Source organism: Plesiomonas sp. ZOR0011 (genome assembly GCF_000800945.1).
In the GTDB taxonomy this organism is placed as follows: Bacteria; Pseudomonadota; Gammaproteobacteria; order Enterobacterales; family CAMTGL01; genus Plesiomonas; species Plesiomonas shigelloides.
Genome location: NZ_JRKB01000034.1, coordinates 20,218 through 39,172, shown reverse-complemented (window position 1 = coordinate 39,172; position 18,955 = coordinate 20,218). Strand labels below are relative to the sequence as shown.

The 18,955-nt window shown below is 51.4% G+C and carries 15 protein-coding genes; 8 read left to right on the top strand and 7 right to left on the bottom strand.

Annotated elements, in window-relative coordinates; all coding sequences use genetic code 11:
- Positions 1-161 precede the first annotated feature (161 nt).
- Positions 162-656, top strand: coding sequence for a metal-dependent hydrolase (locus tag L975_RS05995; RefSeq protein WP_010861847.1), 495 nt, complete (start codon positions 162-164; stop codon positions 654-656).
- Between the two features lie 178 nt (positions 657-834).
- Here the strand turns inward: L975_RS05995 and metE are convergent, their stop codons facing one another.
- Positions 835-3,126, bottom strand: a complete 2,292-nt coding sequence (metE, locus tag L975_RS05990) for a 5-methyltetrahydropteroyltriglutamate--homocysteine S-methyltransferase (RefSeq protein WP_047707701.1) — start codon at positions 3,124-3,126, stop codon at positions 835-837.
- 138 nt (positions 3,127-3,264) lie between these two features.
- On the opposite strand from metE, the gene L975_RS05985 reads away from it, so the two are divergent.
- On the top strand, positions 3,265-4,173 hold the full coding sequence (locus tag L975_RS05985; RefSeq protein WP_047707699.1) for a LysR substrate-binding domain-containing protein: 909 nt from the start codon (positions 3,265-3,267) through the stop codon (positions 4,171-4,173).
- Between the two features lie 216 nt (positions 4,174-4,389).
- Here L975_RS05985 and L975_RS05980 read toward each other — a convergent pair whose 3' ends face one another.
- Together L975_RS05980 and aroG are read right to left on the bottom strand one after the other, a co-directional pair.
- Positions 4,390-5,256, bottom strand: a complete 867-nt coding sequence (locus tag L975_RS05980) for a carboxylate/amino acid/amine transporter (protein WP_047707698.1) — start codon at positions 5,254-5,256, stop codon at positions 4,390-4,392.
- Positions 5,257-5,508: 252 nt separating this feature from the next.
- A complete protein-coding gene (gene aroG, locus L975_RS05975) occupies positions 5,509-6,567 on the bottom strand; it encodes a 3-deoxy-7-phosphoheptulonate synthase AroG (protein WP_010861851.1) in 1,059 nt (352 codons plus the stop codon).
- Between the two features lie 933 nt (positions 6,568-7,500).
- On the opposite strand from aroG, the gene mtr reads away from it, so the two are divergent.
- Both mtr and L975_RS05965 read left to right on the top strand, forming a co-directional pair.
- On the top strand, positions 7,501-8,760 hold the full coding sequence (gene mtr, locus L975_RS05970) for a tryptophan permease (protein WP_036768505.1): 1,260 nt from the start codon (positions 7,501-7,503) through the stop codon (positions 8,758-8,760).
- A 303-nt stretch (positions 8,761-9,063) separates the two neighbouring features.
- A complete protein-coding gene (locus tag L975_RS05965; protein WP_039045356.1) occupies positions 9,064-10,044 on the top strand; it encodes a GTP-binding protein in 981 nt (326 codons plus the stop codon).
- A gap of 122 nt (positions 10,045-10,166) precedes the next feature.
- On the opposite strand, the gene L975_RS05960 is transcribed toward L975_RS05965, so the two are convergent.
- Positions 10,167-10,742: a lipoprotein gene (locus L975_RS05960; protein ID WP_010861854.1), complete on the bottom strand. Its 576-nt coding sequence runs from the start codon at positions 10,740-10,742 to the stop codon at positions 10,167-10,169.
- Between the two features lie 235 nt (positions 10,743-10,977).
- Positions 10,978-12,315, bottom strand: a complete 1,338-nt coding sequence (gene gntU / locus L975_RS05955; RefSeq protein ID WP_039045357.1) for a gluconate transporter — start codon at positions 12,313-12,315, stop codon at positions 10,978-10,980.
- Between the two features lie 131 nt (positions 12,316-12,446).
- Here gntU and L975_RS05950 point away from each other — a divergent pair, with 131 nt between their 5' ends.
- The 3 genes from L975_RS05950 to L975_RS05940 all read left to right on the top strand — a co-directional run bounded on the left by L975_RS05950 (position 12,447) and on the right by L975_RS05940 (position 15,485).
- Positions 12,447-12,962: a gluconokinase gene (locus tag L975_RS05950; RefSeq protein ID WP_010861856.1), complete on the top strand. Its 516-nt coding sequence runs from the start codon at positions 12,447-12,449 to the stop codon at positions 12,960-12,962.
- The gene (gene edd / locus L975_RS05945) at positions 12,962-14,755 is read left to right on the top strand and encodes a phosphogluconate dehydratase (RefSeq protein WP_201765043.1); all 1,794 of its coding nucleotides are present in this window, start codon (positions 12,962-12,964) and stop codon (positions 14,753-14,755) included. Before L975_RS05950 ends, edd begins: the two co-directional genes overlap by 1 nt.
- A gap of 88 nt (positions 14,756-14,843) precedes the next feature.
- Positions 14,844-15,485 carry a bifunctional 4-hydroxy-2-oxoglutarate aldolase/2-dehydro-3-deoxy-phosphogluconate aldolase gene (locus L975_RS05940; RefSeq protein WP_047707696.1) on the top strand — a complete coding sequence of 214 codons (642 nt, stop codon included), beginning with the start codon at positions 14,844-14,846 and terminating at the stop codon, positions 15,483-15,485.
- A 167-nt stretch (positions 15,486-15,652) separates the two neighbouring features.
- Here the strand turns inward: L975_RS05940 and gntR are convergent, their stop codons facing one another.
- On the bottom strand, positions 15,653-16,648 hold the full coding sequence (gene gntR, locus L975_RS05935) for a gluconate operon transcriptional repressor GntR (RefSeq protein ID WP_052181305.1): 996 nt from the start codon (positions 16,646-16,648) through the stop codon (positions 15,653-15,655).
- 509 nt (positions 16,649-17,157) lie between these two features.
- Here gntR and L975_RS05930 point away from each other — a divergent pair.
- The gene (locus L975_RS05930) at positions 17,158-17,487 is read left to right on the top strand and encodes a hypothetical protein (protein ID WP_010861860.1); all 330 of its coding nucleotides are present in this window, start codon (positions 17,158-17,160) and stop codon (positions 17,485-17,487) included.
- Positions 17,488-17,885: 398 nt separating this feature from the next.
- On the opposite strand, the gene thiD is transcribed toward L975_RS05930, so the two are convergent.
- The gene (thiD, locus tag L975_RS05925) at positions 17,886-18,752 is read right to left on the bottom strand and encodes a bifunctional hydroxymethylpyrimidine kinase/phosphomethylpyrimidine kinase (RefSeq protein ID WP_047707692.1); all 867 of its coding nucleotides are present in this window, start codon (positions 18,750-18,752) and stop codon (positions 17,886-17,888) included.
- Positions 18,753-18,955 lie beyond the last annotated feature (203 nt).

Sequence of the window (18,955 nt, the reverse complement as noted above, 5' to 3'; positions counted from 1 at the left end):
ATCGGCGTCATTTAACCACTAGTCATAACCGGTTGCGCTGCAACCGGTTATTTTTTCATCTGTCGCACATATTTTTCACCCATAGCACATCCGGCACCTATACATCTGCAAAACCACTGATAATATATCCAGTCATTTTCCTGCATACTGTTGTTATCATCATGACGGCTCAAGGGCATCTGCTGTTTTCTGTTGCTTGTATCGTTCTGGCCAAAAAAGCTGGGATCACCCCCGAACTGGTGCACCTCGATTGGTGGCATGCCATTCCGGCGACCTTGCTGGGCTCCTTGCTGCCGGACATTGATCATCCACGATCTTTTTTAGGCCAACATCTACGCTGGATTTCTGTGCCTATTGCGAAGGTTTTCGGCCATCGCGGTTTTACGCACAGTCTGTTAGCCGTTGCATTGGCGTTATGGTGTCTGCTGTATAAACTGCCCGCCAGCGTTCCCGTGCCGGTTGGCATGGTCGATGCGTTTATTGTCGGTTATCTGAGTCATTTGCTGGGCGACGCCCTCACCCCCGCAGGCGTCCCGCTATTCTGGCCGGTCAAACAGCGATTTCGTTTGCCACTGCTTAACTTTCGCACCGGCAGTCATGCGGAAACCATTATCTGCGTACTGATGGTGGCCGGTTCATTGTGGTGGCGGCACTGAGTATCACAATCATCAGTAGCTCGAGCAGAACAACCAATCCCCTTGGGTTATCACTGACACGTTAGCCAATTCAGCCTAGCGCAAGCGCATAAAACAGCGACCCCGTGATGTCTCGATTGACATCACGGGGTCAGTTATCAGCAAGAATCCCTTTTTATAACTTTGATAACAACAGCGATTATGACGGGTACTCTGCACGCAACTCACGTGCCGCTTGCACCATGTTGGCCAGCGCCAAGCGCGTCTCTTCCCAGCCCCGCGTTTTCAAGCCGCAATCAGGGTTAACCCACAGCCGCGCTGGCGGGATTTTCTCGGCCGCTTTGCGCAGCAAATCCTGAATCCACGCCACGGGTGGGATATTTGGCGAATGGATGTCATACACCCCCGGGCCAATCTCATTCGGATAAGCAAAGTGCTCAAATGCATCCAGCAAATCCATATCAGAGCGCGAGGTTTCGATAGTGATCACATCCGCATCGAGCGCGGCGATCGATGCCATCACATCGTTAAATTCGCAATAACACATGTGGGTATGAATTTGTGTATCGTCGGCCACACCGGCTGCGGTGATACGAAACGCATCAACGGCCCATTGCAGATATTCAGCGTGTGCCGATTCACGCAGTGGCAATCCTTCACGCAGCGCCGGTTCATCTATCTGGATAATACCGATACCGGCTTTTTCCAAATCAGTCACCTCATCGCGTAATGCTAAGGCCAATTGCAGCGCGATCGTTTTGCGATCCACATCTTCGCGCGGGAATGACCAGCACAAAATCGTCACTGGGCCTGTCAGCATGCCCTTTACCGGTTTGTCGGTCAGCGACTGCGCATATTCACTCCACGCGACCGTCATCGGTGCCGGACGGGAAATGTCGCCTACCACAATCGGCGGTTTCACGCAGCGCGAGCCGTAACTTTGCACCCAGCCATTGCGGGTAAAAGCAAAACCTTCCAGCAACTCGCCAAAATACTCCACCATGTCATTACGCTCAGCCTCGCCATGCACCAGCACATCCAACCCGAGCGCTTCTTGCTCTGCAATCGCACGAGCAATTTCGGCTTGTAAGCCTTCACGGTAGGCTTGCGCAGACAAACTGCCTTTTTTGTAGTCACGCCGCAGTGTTCGGATCTCACCGGTTTGTGGGAATGAACCGATCGTCGTGGTTGGCCATAGCGGCAGAGGGAAACGCTGCTTTTGAGCTTGTGCGCGAACCGGATAGGCGGAGTTTCGCTCAGCGTCATGGGGTTGTAAGGCCGCGACCCGCGCTTGAACCTGCGCATTATTCACCCGCGCCGACGTGCGTCGCGCCTGCACCGGCGCGCTGTACTCCAGCAATAACGTCTGCAGCTGAACGTCCGCCGGTTGGTTTAAGGCTTGAGTCAGTAATCCCAACTCTTGGCACTTTTGCCGTGCGAATGCCAACCAGCTATACACTTCGGCATCCAGCGCCGTTTCGGCCAGTAAATCGACCGGTGAATGCAGCAGTGAGCTGGATGTGCCAAGCCACAAACGTCCCGTTAACTGTGGCAGCAAGGGTTGCAAACGTTGCCAGCACTGCGCCAAATCGGCACGCCACACGTTGCGCCCGTTAATCACACCCAGAGAAATCACACGATCAGCGGGTAATGCGGCGATCACTTGCGCTAAATCGGCACTTCCCGCCACCGCATCTAAATGCCAACCGGCGACCGGCAGATCGGCCAACGCATCCAACTGATGCGCAATGCTGCCAAAATAGGTCGTAAGTAGCAGTTTTGGCGTTTTACCGGCCAGCTGACGATAAGCCTGCTGATAGGCAGCTAACCACTGCACCGGTAAATCCAGCACCAATGCAGGTTCATCGATTTGCACCCATTCAACGCCTTTAGCTGCTAATTGCGCTAAGACCTGCTGATAAACCGCCAGCAATGAAGGCAACAAACTCAAGCGATCAAACGGCTCGCCTTTGGTTTTCCCCAGCCACAAATACGTCAGCGGCCCCAGTAATACCGGTTTTACCGAGTGTCCTGCCTGCAACGCTTCATCGGTTTCATCCAGCAGCTGCGTCCATGCTGGGTAGAATTTCTGCCCTTGATAGAATTCCGGCACGATGTAGTGATAGTTAGTATTAAACCACTTAGTCATCTCACCCGCTGCCGCTTGGTGGCCTGACGGCGCACGGCCACGTGCGACGCGAAACAGCGTATCCAAATCGATGCGACCATCAGGGCGCAAATGTCGCTGTGGCACATTGCCCACCATCAAACTGGTACCCAATACATGGTCATACCAAGCAAAATCACCCACCGGCAGTAAATCGACGCCCGCCTCTTTTTGCAATGCCCAGTGACGCGCTCGTAATTGTTGGCCACATGCCAATAATGCAGCCTGATCAATCTCACCGGCCCAATACTGCTCTAATGCTTTTTTCAGTTCGCGATGCAATCCAATACGCGGAAATCCGAGGGTATGACTATGAATACTCATGCTTAACTCCATTTAGCCGTCCAGATGTTTACACATCTATAATTCACGGTTATGGTAAAACCAACAAACGGAAGTTATTCATGTGCATCATGAGCGAAATTCATGATGAGCCTTATTTGGTCAGGGAGACGCAACACCATGATCGAGCTGCGCCATCTCAGAACGCTGCAAACCCTGCGCGATAGCGGAAGCCTCACCGCAGCCGCGCAGCAGCTGCATCAGACTCAATCGGCCCTATCTCACCAGCTCAATGAGCTAGAGCAACGGCTCGGCCATCCTCTGTTTATCCGCAAAACAAGGCCGGTAAAATTTACGCCGCAAGGAGAGCAACTGCTGACACTGGCAAGCTCAATCTTGCCGCAAGTCAGTCTGGTTGAAGAGGCGCTACGTCAGCACAACACCGCGCTGCGCCCAGCGCTGGCATTGGCGATTGAGTGCCATAGCTGCATTCAATGGCTCATGCCGACGCTTACTCGTTTCGGGCAAGAAGCCCCGCAAACCGAGGTGCGTTTTACGGCTGCCACCGCTTTTGATCCGCAGCCACGCTTGCTGCAAGGTGAGCTCGATATGGTGATCACCAGTGATGTGCAAGCGCGCGCGGGGATCTACTATGCCCCACTGTTTGATTTCGAGATCCGCTGGGTCATGGCGCCACAGCATCGTTTAGCCACACACGCCACTGTTGATGTGGCAGAGCTGCAAGATGAGCGTCTGCTGGTCTATCCCGTACCCAAACAGCGTTTGGATATCTGGCGCTACGTGTTGCAACCGGCGCAAATGACGCCAACACTCAAACCGGTCGAGAATACGCTGCTGCAATTGCAAATGGTGGCAGCAGGTATGGGGATCGCCGCGCTGCCGCATTGGGCGGTCTTCGATGCCGAACAGCAAGGGCTGCTCTGTAGCCGCCAGATTGGTGATAAAGGATTATGGCGGCGCTTATATCTAGCAGTCAGGGAAAATGAACGCAGCGATCCGGCGATCAGCCATTTCCTGCACTGCGCGCGTGAGCAAACCGCCTTTTTGCCACATTGCCGCGCGGTGTAAGGCACTATCACTATATTGATGGAAAGATGGAAAAACAGCGCACTCCATAACGATACCGATAACTAAATAGGTCGAGAAATCACTAGAGAAAGAGATAGAAAAAAGCAGTCTTTTTAGAAAGGAAAAACCGGCGCCTAACGCCGGTTTTCTTCTGTCATGTATCAGCTCGAACACCGCTTACCGAGCATCTCCTCGCCAAGCAGGCCTAGAAAGTGATCAGGTCACTGGCGCTGAACGTAAGCGAAAATAGCGGCTTACTTGCAGCGAAAGCAGGATCAAAATCCCTCCAGCGGCTAAACGTAACCAATCAGGATGCTGATTCCAGAGCGCAAAATTCACCAGCAATCCGGCGGGAACCAACGCATTATTCATCACCGCCAACGTACCGGTATCCACTTGGGTCGCGCCTTTATTCCACATAAAGTATCCCAGACCTGAAGCCACCAGCCCTAACCACATGAGAACGCCCCACTGCACTGGCGTATGCGGCAAGCGGCTGAGATCGCCAAATAGAGCAAATGCGATCACCCCTACTACCGACGCTCCGGCATAAAACCAAGCAAACACCGCATGTTGGGAAATTGGCTGCGGCTGCCGTTCAACCCAGTATTTATAACCCACTTGGCCGATGGCAAAACAAATATTGGCGGCCTGCACCACCAAAAAACCCAAAACAAACTGGCTGCTGACCGCGCCATAGCGGATCACCAAAGCCCCGGCGACTGCCAATGCCGCACTCACAAAATAACCGCGACTAAAACGGCGTTGCAGCAAATCGTAGATCAGCGTGACATACAGCGGAGTGAGGATGGTAAACAGCACCACTTCCGGCACCGTCAGCAATAAAAAGGCATGGTAGTAGAACAGATACATGATCCCAAGCTGGCAAGCGCCTAACGCCATGAGCGTCAGCCGATCGCGCATCGGCACCAAACGTGGACGCAAAAACGGCAGCATCACCAACAGCGCCAACAGCACGCGCATCAATACCGAAAACCAAGTATCCACCTGACCGGCCAGATAAACGCCAATCAGACTAAATGAGAAAGCCCACAACACGGTGGTCAAAATGAGAAGTAGCACGTTTGCCTACGCTCCAAGGATAAATTCGCGCGGATTGTAACAGGCCGTACCGGTGATTGTCGTCGGATCTGTTTTCGGTTCAGTCTCAAGTTCAGTTTTCAGAACAGCCATCGTGCAGGCAGGCCACTGAACCCAACAAACAATGCAAAACAAGAACAACAACGGAGTGTGTCTGCGTCGGATTGAATAGATCACTGACGCCCGACACACTTCGCGAGTTACATGCGGGAAAAATCCCTGCGGGAGGAAAAATTATTTACTCGCACGACGAGCGCGTACCGAGGCCGCCAGATGCCGCAGAACATTCTCGGTATCATCCCAGCCAATACAAGCATCGGTGATACTCTGGCCAAACGTTAACGGCTGACCCGGCACCAAATCCTGACGACCTTCCACCAGATGACTTTCAATCATCACCCCGAAGATCGCCTGCTGACCGGCCGCGATCTGCGCGCCTACGTCCTCAGCCACCGCATTTTGACGTTGATACTGTTTAGCACTGTTGGCATGGCTAAAATCAATCATCACTTTCGGTGGTAGACCGTTTTTCTCCAGCTCACGCAGCACCACGCTGACATGAGCGGCACTGTAATTCGGCTCTTTACCGCCACGCAGAATAATGTGGCAATCTTGATTACCGGCCGTCGATACAATGGCTGAATGACCAAACTTGGTCACCGACAAGAAATGGTGCGAAGAGCCTGCTGCGGCGATCGCATCAATCGCTACTTTGATGGTGCCATCGGTGCCATTTTTAAAGCCAACCGGACACGACAGGCCAGAGGCCAGCTCACGATGAACTTGAGATTCTGTTGTTCGTGCCCCGATCGCGCCCCAACTCATCAAATCCGCCATATACTGCGGCGTGATCATATCCAAAAACTCACCCGCGGTTGGCATGCCTAAGTCATTAATGTCCAACAGCAGCTTACGGGCAATGCGCAGGCCATCATTAATCTGGTAACTGTCGTCCAGATACGGATCGTTAATCAGCCCTTTCCAACCAACCGTGGTACGCGGCTTTTCAAAATACACCCGCATCACCACTTCTAAGTCATCAGACAGCTCTTCGCGCAGCTCTAACAGACGCTTGCTGTATTCCAGCGCGGCGGCCGGATCGTGAATGGAACAAGGACCAATCACCACTAGCAAGCGGTCATCTTCGCTTTGCAAAATCTGATGAATCGCCTGACGGGCATTGAACACCGTTGCCGCAGCCTTATCAGTAACAGCAAACTTCTCCAGCAACGCAACCGGTGGAAGTAACTCTTTGATTTCCTTTATTCTTATATCATCATTCTGATAAGTCATTATCTTTACATCCTGTCCCTAAATACTGCGATTTACACCCAACCGGCAAAGTGCCTTCCTTTCAATCTGCCTGATCTCTGCGCGGCTGTAAATCTCTTTGCCACCTGAGCAGTCCTCCGAGCACACAGGTGCATGAACAGCGCTAACTGCATCAAAGCACACAAAAAACAGCCTGTCGTAACTGACCATTATTGAATAAGGATAAATAGCTGAATTAAAGATAACGGGTTGAATAAGGATAAATGGTTGGATAAATATCGTGGGATAAAAAAAAGGATGCGGTAAGCAAGCGAAAAAACAGAGCAGAAAGCAAAATGAGAGGTAAGGGAAAGCTTGGCGAGCTAAGGGGGTACATCCCGGTACCCATACTGAATCAGGGATTCAATGTCATCCGAAAAGTCACATCCTCAATCAGCAAATTGGCGGAAGCATGAGTGACACACAAACACATCACACCATAGCTCATCCAACTTTTTCAACGGTGATACTGTTCCGTTCTTCATGCAATACTGGCACAGACGCTGACATTTTCTAACTTTCATTGCAACCTGACTCCTCAGTTTTGCCATCACACAGCGAAACACATAAAAATACCGATTACAAACAACCGGAAGGTTAACTTGAGTGATCAACTTCATAGTGACTCTAGTTCAGCTTAACGCCAGCAAATAAAACACAACGTTTCTTTTTGGTGGCGTGAGATTTCAAAATATAAACGGCTTACATTCTGAATAAGTCTCTGGCGGACTTATTTCGCAAAGCAAATCTAGCACGGCGTTGCACTGTTTTTTTGACATAAAGTGGCGCGCGAAGTTGCATAACGTGCGGATTAATTAAAATATCTGTTTACATCCCTCGCCACGGCGCACTATTATGCTAGTACACAAAGACGGACACTCAGTATCCAGTCGTATTTTCATAAGGAATGTGTCTATGAGTCAGCAAGAGGTCATCACACCAACCATGGCAAAACGTCCCTCCGTATTAGGCGGCGCCATGATCATAGCCGGAACCGCTGTAGGTGCCGGAATGTTCTCCCTCCCAGTCGTAACTGCCGGTGTCTGGTTTACCGGCTCCGTGGTGATCTTGTTGTTTACCTGGCTGTGCATGTATCTGTCAGGCCTGATGATCTTAGAAGCCAACCTGAACTACAAAGTCGGCGCGAGCTTTGACACTATGGTCAAAGGGCTGCTGGGAAAAGGCTGGAATGTGGTTAACGGTCTGACCGTTGCGTTCGTGCTCTATATTCTGACTTACGCCTACATCTCGGGCGGTGGCTCGATTATCAGCCATACCCTGAATGCCGCGTTTGGGATCAGCATGAACCAAACCGCCGCCGGATTGCTGTTTGCCTTGGGATTGGCCTTTTTCGTCTGGATCTCCACCAAAGCGGTAGACCGCCTGACCACCGTCTTAATCGGCGGCATGGTGATCACCTTTTTGCTCTCCACCTTTGATCTGATCCAACACGTACAACCGGCGATTTTGTTTAATACCGGCGATGCTGATGCAAGCTACCTGCCATTTGCTCTGGCGGCACTGCCTTACTGTCTGGCCTCCTTCGGTTACCACGGTAACGTACCGAGCTTGGTCAAATACTATGGCAAAGACTCCGGCTCAGTGGTGAAAAGCTTGCTGTTCGGTACGCTGATTGCGCTGGTCATTTATGTGTTGTGGCAGCTGTCTATCCTCGGCAATATTTCGCGCGAGGAGTTCAAGGGCATCATCGGTCAGGGCGGCAACATCGGTAACTTGCTGAGTGCGTTAAGTGGCGTGGTATCGACCCAAACTATCGACAAACTGCTGACTGCGTTCTCTTACATGGCCGTTGCCAGCTCATTCCTTGGCGTGACGCTGGGTCTGTTCGACTATATTGCAGATCTCTTGAAGTTTGACGACAGCTTATTAGGCCGCACCAAGACCGCGGTGGTGACCTTCCTGCCGCCAACCATTGGTGGCCTGATGTTCCCAGATGGCTTTATCTACGCGATTGGTTTTGCCGGACTGGCTGCCGCTATCTGGGCAGCGATTATTCCAGCGATGATGGCGCGTGCTAGCCGCAAAAAATTTGGCAGCCCGGATTACCGCGCGCCAGGTGGCAATGCTGGCATCATTTTGGTCTTGCTGTTCGGTCTGACCAACCTGATTGTGCAAATTCTGGCGATGTTCAATCTGTTACCAGTCTACAAATAACCAGACGCTAATACTGATACATATCAACGTATCAACACATCGTTAATGCACTCCCGACAGGCCGGTTTTACCGGCCTGTTTTATTCAAAGGATGTATCCGCTGCCCTTCTCATTCTCAACCATCTCATTCTTTGCTATCTCATTGTTTGTCATCTGAAGCTCAGCCAATCCAATCACCGAAATCACGGGGCGACTGTCATTCATGCAGACTTTCCGTTAAGGTGGATGTACACATGGAAACAATACCCGTTATCATTTCCTCACCGCATTTTCCTGTTTTAGCGATACGGACCGGATACCACAGTGATTAAGACAAACCTGATTACCGGCTTTCTTGGCAGTGGCAAAACCACCACGTTGCGTCACCTGCTGGCACACAAACCGGCGGATGAAAAATGGGCCATTTTGGTCAACGAATTTGGCGAAATCGGCATCGATGGAGCATTGCTTGCTGGGCAAGGTGCCGCGATTAAAGAGATCCCCGGTGGTTGCTTGTGCTGCGTAGCCGGATTACCGATGCAAATCGGCTTGAATATGCTGATTAGCCGCGAAAAACCGGATCGGTTGCTGATTGAACCAACGGGCCTTGGTCATCCGAAACAGGTCTTGAGCATGCTCAGCGGCGAACACTACGAAACCGTGCTCGACCTGCGTGCGACGCTGTGTGTACTGGATGCTCGCCAGCTTGCTGATCCGCGTTATCGTGATAACGAAAATTTCCGAGAGCAACTTGCCGCGGCCGATGTGCTGATTGCCAATAAAGCTGACGTCTATCAACCCGCCGACCATGCCGCGCTCGCCGCTTTACTGGCTGAACGGCATGATTTAAGCGCCCATCAGGTCGTGGCTCAAGGTGCCATTAATCCTGAATTGCTTGATTTACCTTGTCATCAGCATCAACTCACAGACTCGGCTACCCATAACGCCGCGCGCCAGCATGCCGCAGCCAAGCCGCTCTCGGCGGTGATGAGCTTACAAAGCCACGAACGTTGGCGACGGGCAGAGAATCAAGGGCAAGGCTATTACAGTTGTGGCTGGATTTTCGATCACGATACCGTGTTTGATATGACGCAAATTCTCGAATGGGCACGTACCGCGCCGGTGCAACGGGCCAAAGGGATGGTGCGAATTGCCGGCGGCACGTTGCGTTTTAATCGCCAACAGCATGAATTTGAAATTGAAACCGCAGACAGCGCGCCAGCAGATAGCCGAGTGGAGTTGATTGATACCGCACGCGGCCCATGGAACAGCCTACAAACCGCTCTGTTGGCGGCGCGCCAATAAGCGCGGAGAGAAATGCTGTATTAAGCGCAGCCTTATTTACAAGGTTCTAGCACAAACAAAAACGGCGACAGAATCTATCGGTCGCCGTTTTTCTTGTCTAATCCGAACTATTTTTCAGTCTTTTAGTTCAGCTCGTCATCTGGCCAGTATTTGTAGCCTTGCACCATCGCTTGCAAGGCTAAACCGTGCTCCGTGAGCTGGTAGATGGTGACGCCATTAAAGTCAGCAGCAACGGTCTGATTACCAGCATCGCCCTTTTCTTTCCATTTAGCCGCCGCATCAGCACCGGCAGACGCATCCCAGCCATGCTGGATAAAGTTTTGCATCGTCTTACGATCATGGAAAATCGCCACAAAGCGAATGTCTTGAATGCCTAGCCCAACACCGGCCCCTACGCTCATCATCCGCATATAGGTATTTTTGCCCGTGCGGTTATCACGCACAACGCCAAAACCATGGCCAATACCGATAAGGCCCAGCTTGTTACTTTTGTTGGAAAACACAGCATAGCCTTGTGCTTTGCGGATCGCAGTACGCGCTTTTGGCTGCTCACGATATAATTTTTGCAGCGTATCTTGTCGCATCTGATGAATAGCATTGCGCTTTTGTGCCGGCGTATCACCACGCGCACCACAACCGACTAATGCCAACGCCAAGACCACTCCGGCGACCATTTTAACTGCCTGATTTAACCGCATGCTGAATCTGTTTCCCTGATAAAAACGCAGACTATAAAGCAAGTAAGCCTGTTTGTTTTGCCTCTCTGTGCCACCGCGCTCATATCAGGCCGCTACAAAGCATCTAAACCCTCTGACCATGCTCACCGAACCGAATCCTCCCAAACAAAAAGCCGCCCCAAGGGACGGCTTTTTCGGTTACAGCAATCAGTTACCGCAATCAATGCGTAGCCTTATAACAGGCTGACACAGTGGATTACAGGAACATCATGATAATCATGGCAACCACACCACCTGTCGCACCGATGATGGTTTCCATCACGGTCCAGGTTTGCAGAGTTTGCTTCTCTGTCAGACCTAAGTAGCGGTTAGCCAGCCAGAAACCAGAGTCGTTCACGTGAGACAGAACAATCGCACCACCACCGATAGCAATAGTGATTGCTGCCAGCTGAGCACCGTTCATACCCAGACCTTCCAGCATTGGCAGGATCAGGCCACACGAGGTCAGCATCGCAACGGTTGCCGAACCTTGAATCACACGTACCGCAGCCGCCAGAATGAACGCCAGCGCCACGATTGGCAGACCAGAGCCAGCCAGAATGTTACCCAGTGCCGCACCTACGCCAGAATCAACCAGTACTTGCTTGAACACACCGCCCGCACCGGTTACCAGAATGATGATACCGGCAGGCTGCAGCGCAGAACCACACACACTCATCACTTCATCACGGCTCATACCGCGGCGAATACCCAGCAAATAGAACGCAGCCAGACACGCAACCATGATAGCGGTGAACGGGTGACCAATGAACTCCAGCCAGTTGTACAGATCAGAGCCTTTCTCAACAAAACGCGCCGCAATGGTTTTCAGACCAATCATCAGCAGTGGCAGACCAATCAGGCCCATCGCCAGACCGAAAGATGGCAGTTCACCACGGTTGGTATCATCGTTCTGCGCGTGCTCTGGCAACGGCACATCAACCACTTTCGAGATCATGGAGCCGAACAGTGGACCAGCCAGAATCATCGCAGGGATAGACGCCAGCAGACCGAACAGGATCATATAACCGAAGTCAGCACCCAGCTGTGAAGCCACCAGGATTGGGCCCGGTGCTGGGATCAAGAATGCCTGACAGGTCGCGATACCGGCCAGCAGCGCGATACCGATTTTCACGACACTACCACCACCACGGCGGACAATCGCGAATGCAACACCAATCAGCAGTACCACGGCAACGTCAAAGAACAGTGGCAGTGCACAGATAAAGCCGGTGATGGTGATCGCCCAGTTAGCACGGTCTTTACCGAACTTACCCAGCAGGGTTTGTGCGATACGATCCAGTGCACCGGTGGTTTCCATCACTTTACCGAACATAGCACCCAACGCTACCACCACGGCAACGAAACCTAAGGTACCGCCCATCCCTTTTTGGATAGTTGCGGCGATATCGGCGGGGTTCATTCCAGAGAATAAACCGGCAATCATCGATACCAGAATCAGCGCCACCACGGCATGCAGCCGCACCTTCATTACCAAGAACAGCAGCAGAATGATCGATCCCGCGGCGGTCATAATCAATGACATATCAGACATAGTGTTCATCCCAGGTTAGCTGTGTTTTACATCACAGTTTTTGTAGTTACCGGTAACATGTTACCCGTAACGTGCTATCGTAGATACAGCTAAACACAAGCAACTTTCAAAATTGAGATTGAGGTCAAACTATGGCAGGTCGCAGCATTATCGTGATGGGTGTTTCCGCGTGTGGTAAGTCAAGTGTGGGTGCCGCACTGGCAAATGCACTGAATGCCAAGTTCATTGATGGTGATGATTTGCACCCAAAAGCAAACATCCTAAAAATGAGCGGTGGCAATCCACTGAATGATGATGATCGTGCTCCGTGGTTAGAACGTATTCGTGATGCGGTTTTCAGCATTGAGATGAAAAATGAAACCGGAATCATCGTCTGTTCAGCACTCAAGCGTAAGTATCGTGATATGATTCGTGAAGGGAATCAAAATGTGACTTTCGTCTACTTGGACGGTACTTACGATGTCATCCTGGAGCGTATCCGTCAGCGCAGCGGTCATTTCCAGAAGGAAAACATGCTGCAAAGCCAGTTCGAGACGCTGGAATGTCCAGTTGCCACCGGCGAGTCCGGCATTCTGCGTATCGATGTAAACGCACCGTTTGATGAGGTTGTTGAGCGTGCCGTCGCAGCTGTTAAAGGGGCCAATTGATGCATCCAGTTATTAACCAGGTTACCGCACGCATCGCGGAGCGCAGCGCGGAGTCCCGCGCGCGTTATCTGGCGCAGATCCAATCTCAGGCAGCACAAGGCAAAAACCGCGCGGCACTGGCCTGCGGTAACTTGGCGCATGCCGTCGCGGCCTGTTCCAGCCAGCAAAAGCACAACATTCTGGATATGACCCGTGCCAACATCGGCATCGTGACTGCATACAACGATATGCTGTCTGCGCATCAGCCATACCAGCACTATCCAGATCAAATTAAAGCCGTACTGGCAGAACTGGGTCACAGTGCCCAAGTTGCCGGTGGCGTACCTGCTATGTGTGATGGTGTAACGCAAGGCCAGCCGGGCATGGATATGTCTCTGTTCTCGCGCGATCTGATTGCACAAGCAACCGCAGTCTCACTCAGCCACAATACCTTTGACGGTACTTTGCTGCTCGGCATCTGCGATAAAATCGCACCAGGCCAACTGATGGGCGCACTGACCTTTGGTCACCTGCCTACTGCATTTGTTCCTGCCGGCCCAATGCCGACCGGTATCAGCAATGACGAGAAAGTTAAAATTCGTCAAGAATATGCTGCCGGTAAATTAGGCCGTGAAGCACTGCTGGACATGGAGTGTGGTGCCTACCACGCCCCGGGCACCTGTACATTCTATGGCACCGCCAACACCAACCAATTGGTGTTTGAAGCTATGGGTCTGATGCTGCCTGGTTCCGCCTTTATCGCCCCGAACACCGAACTGCGCGCGGCGCTGACTGATGATGCCGCACGCAAGATTGCCGGTATGGTTCAAGGCAGCAGCACCTACCGCCCACTGGCGGACGTGGTTGACGCACGTGCTATGGTCAACGGTCTGGTCGCCCTGCTGGCTTCCGGCGGTAGCACCAACCACACACTGCACATGATTGCTGTCGCTCGCGCTGCGGGTCTGATTGTGACTTGGGATGACTTCAGCGATCTGTCTGATGTGGTACCATTGATGACTCGTGTGTACCCGAACGGCCCAGCCGACATCAACGCCTTCCACGAAGCCGGTGGTGTACCACTGCTGCTGCGTAAGCTGGCAGATCGCGGTCTGCTGCATATGGATGCCACGCCGGTATTCGGTAGCATGGAAGACTACCTGTCTGAGCCAGTGCTGGAAAACGGTCAGCTGAGCTGGGTTCCGGTGACTGAAACCCGTAATCCAGACGTCATTGCCGCAGGCGATGGTGTATTCAACGCAACGGGCGGCCTGAAAGTGCTGTCTGGTAATTTGGGCCGTGGCGTGATTAAAGTCAGCGCCGTAGCGCCAGAGCACCATATCATCAGTGCACCGGTTGAGATTTTTGAATCTCAGCACGATGTTGAAGCCGCGTACAAAGCCGGTCTTCTGAACCGCGATGTGATTGTGGTGGTTCGCCACAACGGTCCGGGTGCCAACGGCATGCCTGAGCTGCATAAACTGATGCCAATTCTGGGGAATATCCAGAAAGCCGGCTTCAAAGTGGCGCTGGTGACCGATGGTCGTCTGTCCGGTGCCTCCGGTAAAATTCCAGCCGCTATCCACGTAACACCGGAAGCGAGCAAAAATGGTCCGCTGGCCTTCTTACAAAATGGCGATATCATTACGCTGAATGCCAAAGAAGGCACGCTCAGCACAGAAGCCGATTTGAGCCAGCGTACCGCGTATCATCCTGACCTGAGCGCAGAGCAGACCGGTTTTGGCCGTAATCTGTTCCATGTATTCCGCCAGGCGGTCTCCAGTGCCGAAACCGGCGCGACCGTTATCGAGTGATACTGAACGACCTGAACGCACGTCTTAGACGTGCGTTTTTACTGCTTTTTAGACTGCCGTGTGGCAGCGATTGATTAAAGGAATCCCCATGAACTGGACTGTATCCCCTGCTGAGGTTTTTGCCGCATCACCGGTTGTTCCTGTAATGGTTATCAACAAGGTGGAAGACGCTGTTCCTATGGCCAAAGCACTGGCTGATGGCGGGATCACCGTATTCGAAGTTACCCTGCGTACTGATGCTGCTCTGGAAGCTATCCGTGCGATTGCCGATGCAATGCCAGAAGCGATGATCGGTGCCGGTACCGTAATCAATCCAGAACAATATGATGCTGCGGTTGCCGCGGGTGCCAAGTTTGTTATCAGCCCAGGGTTCACCCACGAGCTGCTGGCGCACGCGAAAAAGCACAGCACGGCGCTGATCCCAGGTGTTGCAACGCCTTCTGAAGTGATGCAAGCGCTGGCTCAAGGCTATACTCACCTGAAATTCTTCCCAGCTGAAGCCAATGGCGGCGCAGCCGCGCTGAAATCTATCGCAGCGCCGCTGCCACAGATTCGTTTCTGCCCTACTGGCGGTATCAGCCCGAAAAACGTGCATGAGTACCTGTCTGCCAAGTGCGTAGCTACTGTGGGTGGCTCTTGGATGCTGCCAGCAGATCTGATTGCTGCCGGTGATTGGGCGGGCATTACGCGTCTGGCGGCTGACGCTGTAGCGCTGGTGTCTAAAGCATAATAGCTTTCACTCTGAATTTGAGTGCGCTAGAAGCCTAGAAACCTAGGGTTCTAGCAAACAAACATAAAAAATCCGGTCTAACGCTTTAGCGTGACCGGATTTTTTTATTTATTAGATGGCATAACAAGCATTACATGACTAGCGTATCACCTGCGCGCACCAAACCCTTACAGGCTTTCACCGGTTTCGAGGGTATAGCCTAAGTCCAACACCGGCTCCGCAATGGCTTCACGCTGCAATCGCGCTAACAGCATCTCTGCTGCGCGCTTGCCCATCTCTTTACGTGGCGTATGCACACTGGCTAAGCGCGGGACAATCGTCTGTCCGATATCGTGACCGTGGAAACCGGCAATGGCGATATCTTGCGGAATATGAATGCCTAAACGTTGGCAGGCAAAAATCGCCCCAACCGCCAAGTCATCGTTGGTACAAAAAATGCCATCGGTTTCAGGATAACGCCGACGCGTTTCTTCCAACAATTCAGCCCCCAGCGAGTAAGACGAAGCAGCCTCCGTCATCACTTGACGCGGTGTCAGCCCATAAGCTTGCATGGCTTGGCTGTAGCCTTCCAGACGCTGCTGGGTACGCACGTCCATCCGCGCGCCAAGGTAAACAATGTTGCGGTAACCTTTTTCCAGCATCAAGGTGGTCATGGCACAACCGGCAGCCACATTATCCAACCCGACCGCCAATTCAATGCACGGCGAACGGGTATCCATGATTTCTACCACCGGCACCCCTGCCGTTTCAATCATCTTCAACGTGCGCGGCGTGTGGTAGCTTTCGGAGAGGATCAGCCCATCTACGTTATAAGACAGCAACGATGCAATACGTTGCTCCTCCATTTGAGGGCTATACCCGTAGTGCGCCAACATGGTTTGGTAACCGCGATCTTCCGTGACCGACTCGATGCCACGCAATACCTCAGCAAATACTTGGTTGGTCAATGAGGGTAATAAGATCCCTATCGCCTGACTTTTTGCGTTAGATAAAATATCCGGAGCTCGGTTAGGAATATAGCCGAGCGTATCCAACGCACGGGCTATTTTGCTCTGCACCGAAGCAGAAACTTGCGACGGATCTCGCATATAACGGCTGACCGTCATTTTAGTTACGCCGACGATGTCAGCTACGTCCTGTAATGTTGGGCGTTTTTTCTTCATTTTACCGCGAAAATAGCTGTAATGTTACCTGTAACATAGCACATTTTATCGTATTTACCCAGCGCTTCAGATGTGACTCATCACGTAAAAAGTGGAGAATAAACACCATCTTAATAACCACAATAAATGTGTTGGTATAAATCTGATAACAGCTGAATATAAGATTCTTCTGCTATTTACAAGTCGGCTGCGTAATTGTTATTTACATTTGCAATTTACTTTAAGTATAAAAATAAGTTGCTCATAACATTTGTCTCTGACTATTATTAACAGCTCAACAAACAGCCTTTTAGCGCACATTACGATAACTTGACTGTTTATCGTTTACATTTTTGAACGAGGCATTTATATAACGCATCGTCATTATATAAAACTACGCTCAGCCAATTGTTTTTATCCCTTGGCAAATAAGTTAAATCTATTGAATGGATCGCAAAATTTAAATATGCAACTGGCACCACCGGTAAGCAGGTGAAATACTGTCCTCATTATTTTCATGGATAAGCCCTATGTTTTTTACTCTGATAGATAAAGCGACCGACGAGCGGGACGATGATATGCAGGAAAGAAGTTTCTATATCCCAGGCCGTGAAGTCCCTTTTTTTGATTCGAGAATCGATGACACGGTGCTGCTGGTCGAAGAGCCAGAAAAGGAACTGGAGATGATCATTGGAATCGAAAACATGCAGGGTAAAGTGTACCGTGAAATCACAGTGTACTCGTTCGATAATTTTTCTGACCTGATTGACCAGTTAGCCGGCATCAATTTGGTGGATGTTTTTCCCGCCACCTACTATACCCACAGCGGCTACGACAGCCGATTACGGCTGGCTCACTGAGCCGCCATTGGCAAGTATCGTGAGTACTGGTGAATAGCATCAAACAAATACTGTTGCATAACAGTTATGATATCCCGCCACATGATACGTTCTGAACTTACCACGCCCTAGTAAGATGCAGTTTTGAAATACGATTGTTAAGCAGCCTGTATTTCGAATCAAAAAATAAGATCCGCAATTCCCCGCATAATTTTTACCACATCAATATTACATTAATGTGAATACACGTCTATTTTAGGTTATTCTCTGCCTCTTTTTATGAATAACAAAATAACCCCTCCATCCATCTATATCTCTATTTTCACGCTCATGTAGCAGCACTCTTTCTGTTCAGAAATTGCAGAGTGCTACTTATATATCCTTTTTTCAGCTAAAAGTTACGCTATGCGGAAAACCCTTTAAGCGCGATGCAACTGCCAATGGCCGGGAAAAAAGTGATGCACCGGACCATGCCCTTGACCGACTCGCAACAGATCGGCATAGGCTAACGCAGCGCCGATATAGTCTTTTGCCTGCGCAACCGCTTGTGCTAGCGGATAACCCTGCGCCAAATAAGACGCTATCGCCGCCGACAATGTACAACCCGTTCCGTGGGTATTACGGGTTAGGATGCGCGGTGCATGAAAATAAGCAGACTCTGCAGCAGTAATCAGCACATCATCACTGTGATTTTCATCGGTCAGATGGCCGCCTTTAAGCAATACCGCGGCGGTACCTAATGTGGTACTTAGCGCGCGTAATTCTTCAATCATAGCGGCCATATCAGACTCAGACGCCTGCGATAGACGTGGATGACGCCCAACCGCGTGGCCAATCAATACTGCCGCCTCGGGTAAGTTAGGAGTAATAATATCCGCCAGTGGCAACAATTGTTCTTTCAATACGCTAATCGCTTGCGGCTCTAGCAGCACATCTCCGCTGGTTGCCACCATCACCGGATCCAACACGATATGCGCCGGTCGATAACGTTGCAGACCTTGTGCCACGGCCTCAATGATCTCGGCGTTTCCCAACATACCGATTTTTACCGCCGCAATGTTTAAATCAGAAAACACCGCATCGAGCTGCGCCGTAATACCTTTCGCTGATACGGGAAAGACACCGCTGACGCCTAAGGTATTTTGGGCCGTAATTGCCGTAATAACCGAGCAAGCATAACTGCCAGTAGCAGAAATCGCTTTGATGTCGGCTTGGATCCCCGCCCCGCCGCTGCTGTCAGAGCCGGCAATAGTTAGCACAATCGGAACATCCGCCGCGGAGGGCATCGTCTGTTCTGCCGATTTAGGGTGTGTCTTGGCTGATGGTGTATCCAGTACGGCATCTGGGGAGGAAAAGTGGTGTGTCGAACAAGGCATATTGGCTCCTGTAATTCGACGACAGGAACCTTATCTTGCAGACTTGCGTGTGGTGGTGGGAATGTCATGACTGGCAGCCAGTATTAGCTGCCGATGCCAGACTCCACTCCTGC

Bases quoted from the DNA above. Each gene is read 5' to 3' on its own strand.
- L975_RS05940 (WP_047707696.1), top strand. From the start codon at position 14,844: ATGAACTGGACTGTATCCCCTGCTGAGGTTTTTGCCGCATCACCGGTT.
- L975_RS05950 (WP_010861856.1), top strand. From the start codon at position 12,447: ATGGCAGGTCGCAGCATTATCGTGATGGGTGTTTCCGCGTGTGGTAAG.
- mtr (WP_036768505.1), top strand. From the start codon at position 7,501: ATGAGTCAGCAAGAGGTCATCACACCAACCATGGCAAAACGTCCCTCC.
- L975_RS05995 (WP_010861847.1), top strand. From the start codon at position 162: ATGACGGCTCAAGGGCATCTGCTGTTTTCTGTTGCTTGTATCGTTCTG.
- metE (WP_047707701.1), bottom strand. From the start codon at position 3,126: ATGAGTATTCATAGTCATACCCTCGGATTTCCGCGTATTGGATTGCAT.
- gntR (WP_052181305.1), bottom strand. From the start codon at position 16,648: ATGAAGAAAAAACGCCCAACATTACAGGACGTAGCTGACATCGTCGGC.
- L975_RS05930 (WP_010861860.1), top strand. From the start codon at position 17,158: ATGTTTTTTACTCTGATAGATAAAGCGACCGACGAGCGGGACGATGAT.
- L975_RS05960 (WP_010861854.1), bottom strand. From the start codon at position 10,742: ATGCGGTTAAATCAGGCAGTTAAAATGGTCGCCGGAGTGGTCTTGGCG.
- edd (WP_201765043.1), top strand. From the start codon at position 12,962: ATGCATCCAGTTATTAACCAGGTTACCGCACGCATCGCGGAGCGCAGC.
- thiD (WP_047707692.1), bottom strand. From the start codon at position 18,752: ATGCCCTCCGCGGCGGATGTTCCGATTGTGCTAACTATTGCCGGCTCT.
- gntU (WP_039045357.1), bottom strand. From the start codon at position 12,315: ATGTCTGATATGTCATTGATTATGACCGCCGCGGGATCGATCATTCTG.
- aroG (WP_010861851.1), bottom strand. From the start codon at position 6,567: ATGACTTATCAGAATGATGATATAAGAATAAAGGAAATCAAAGAGTTA.
- L975_RS05985 (WP_047707699.1), top strand. From the start codon at position 3,265: ATGATCGAGCTGCGCCATCTCAGAACGCTGCAAACCCTGCGCGATAGC.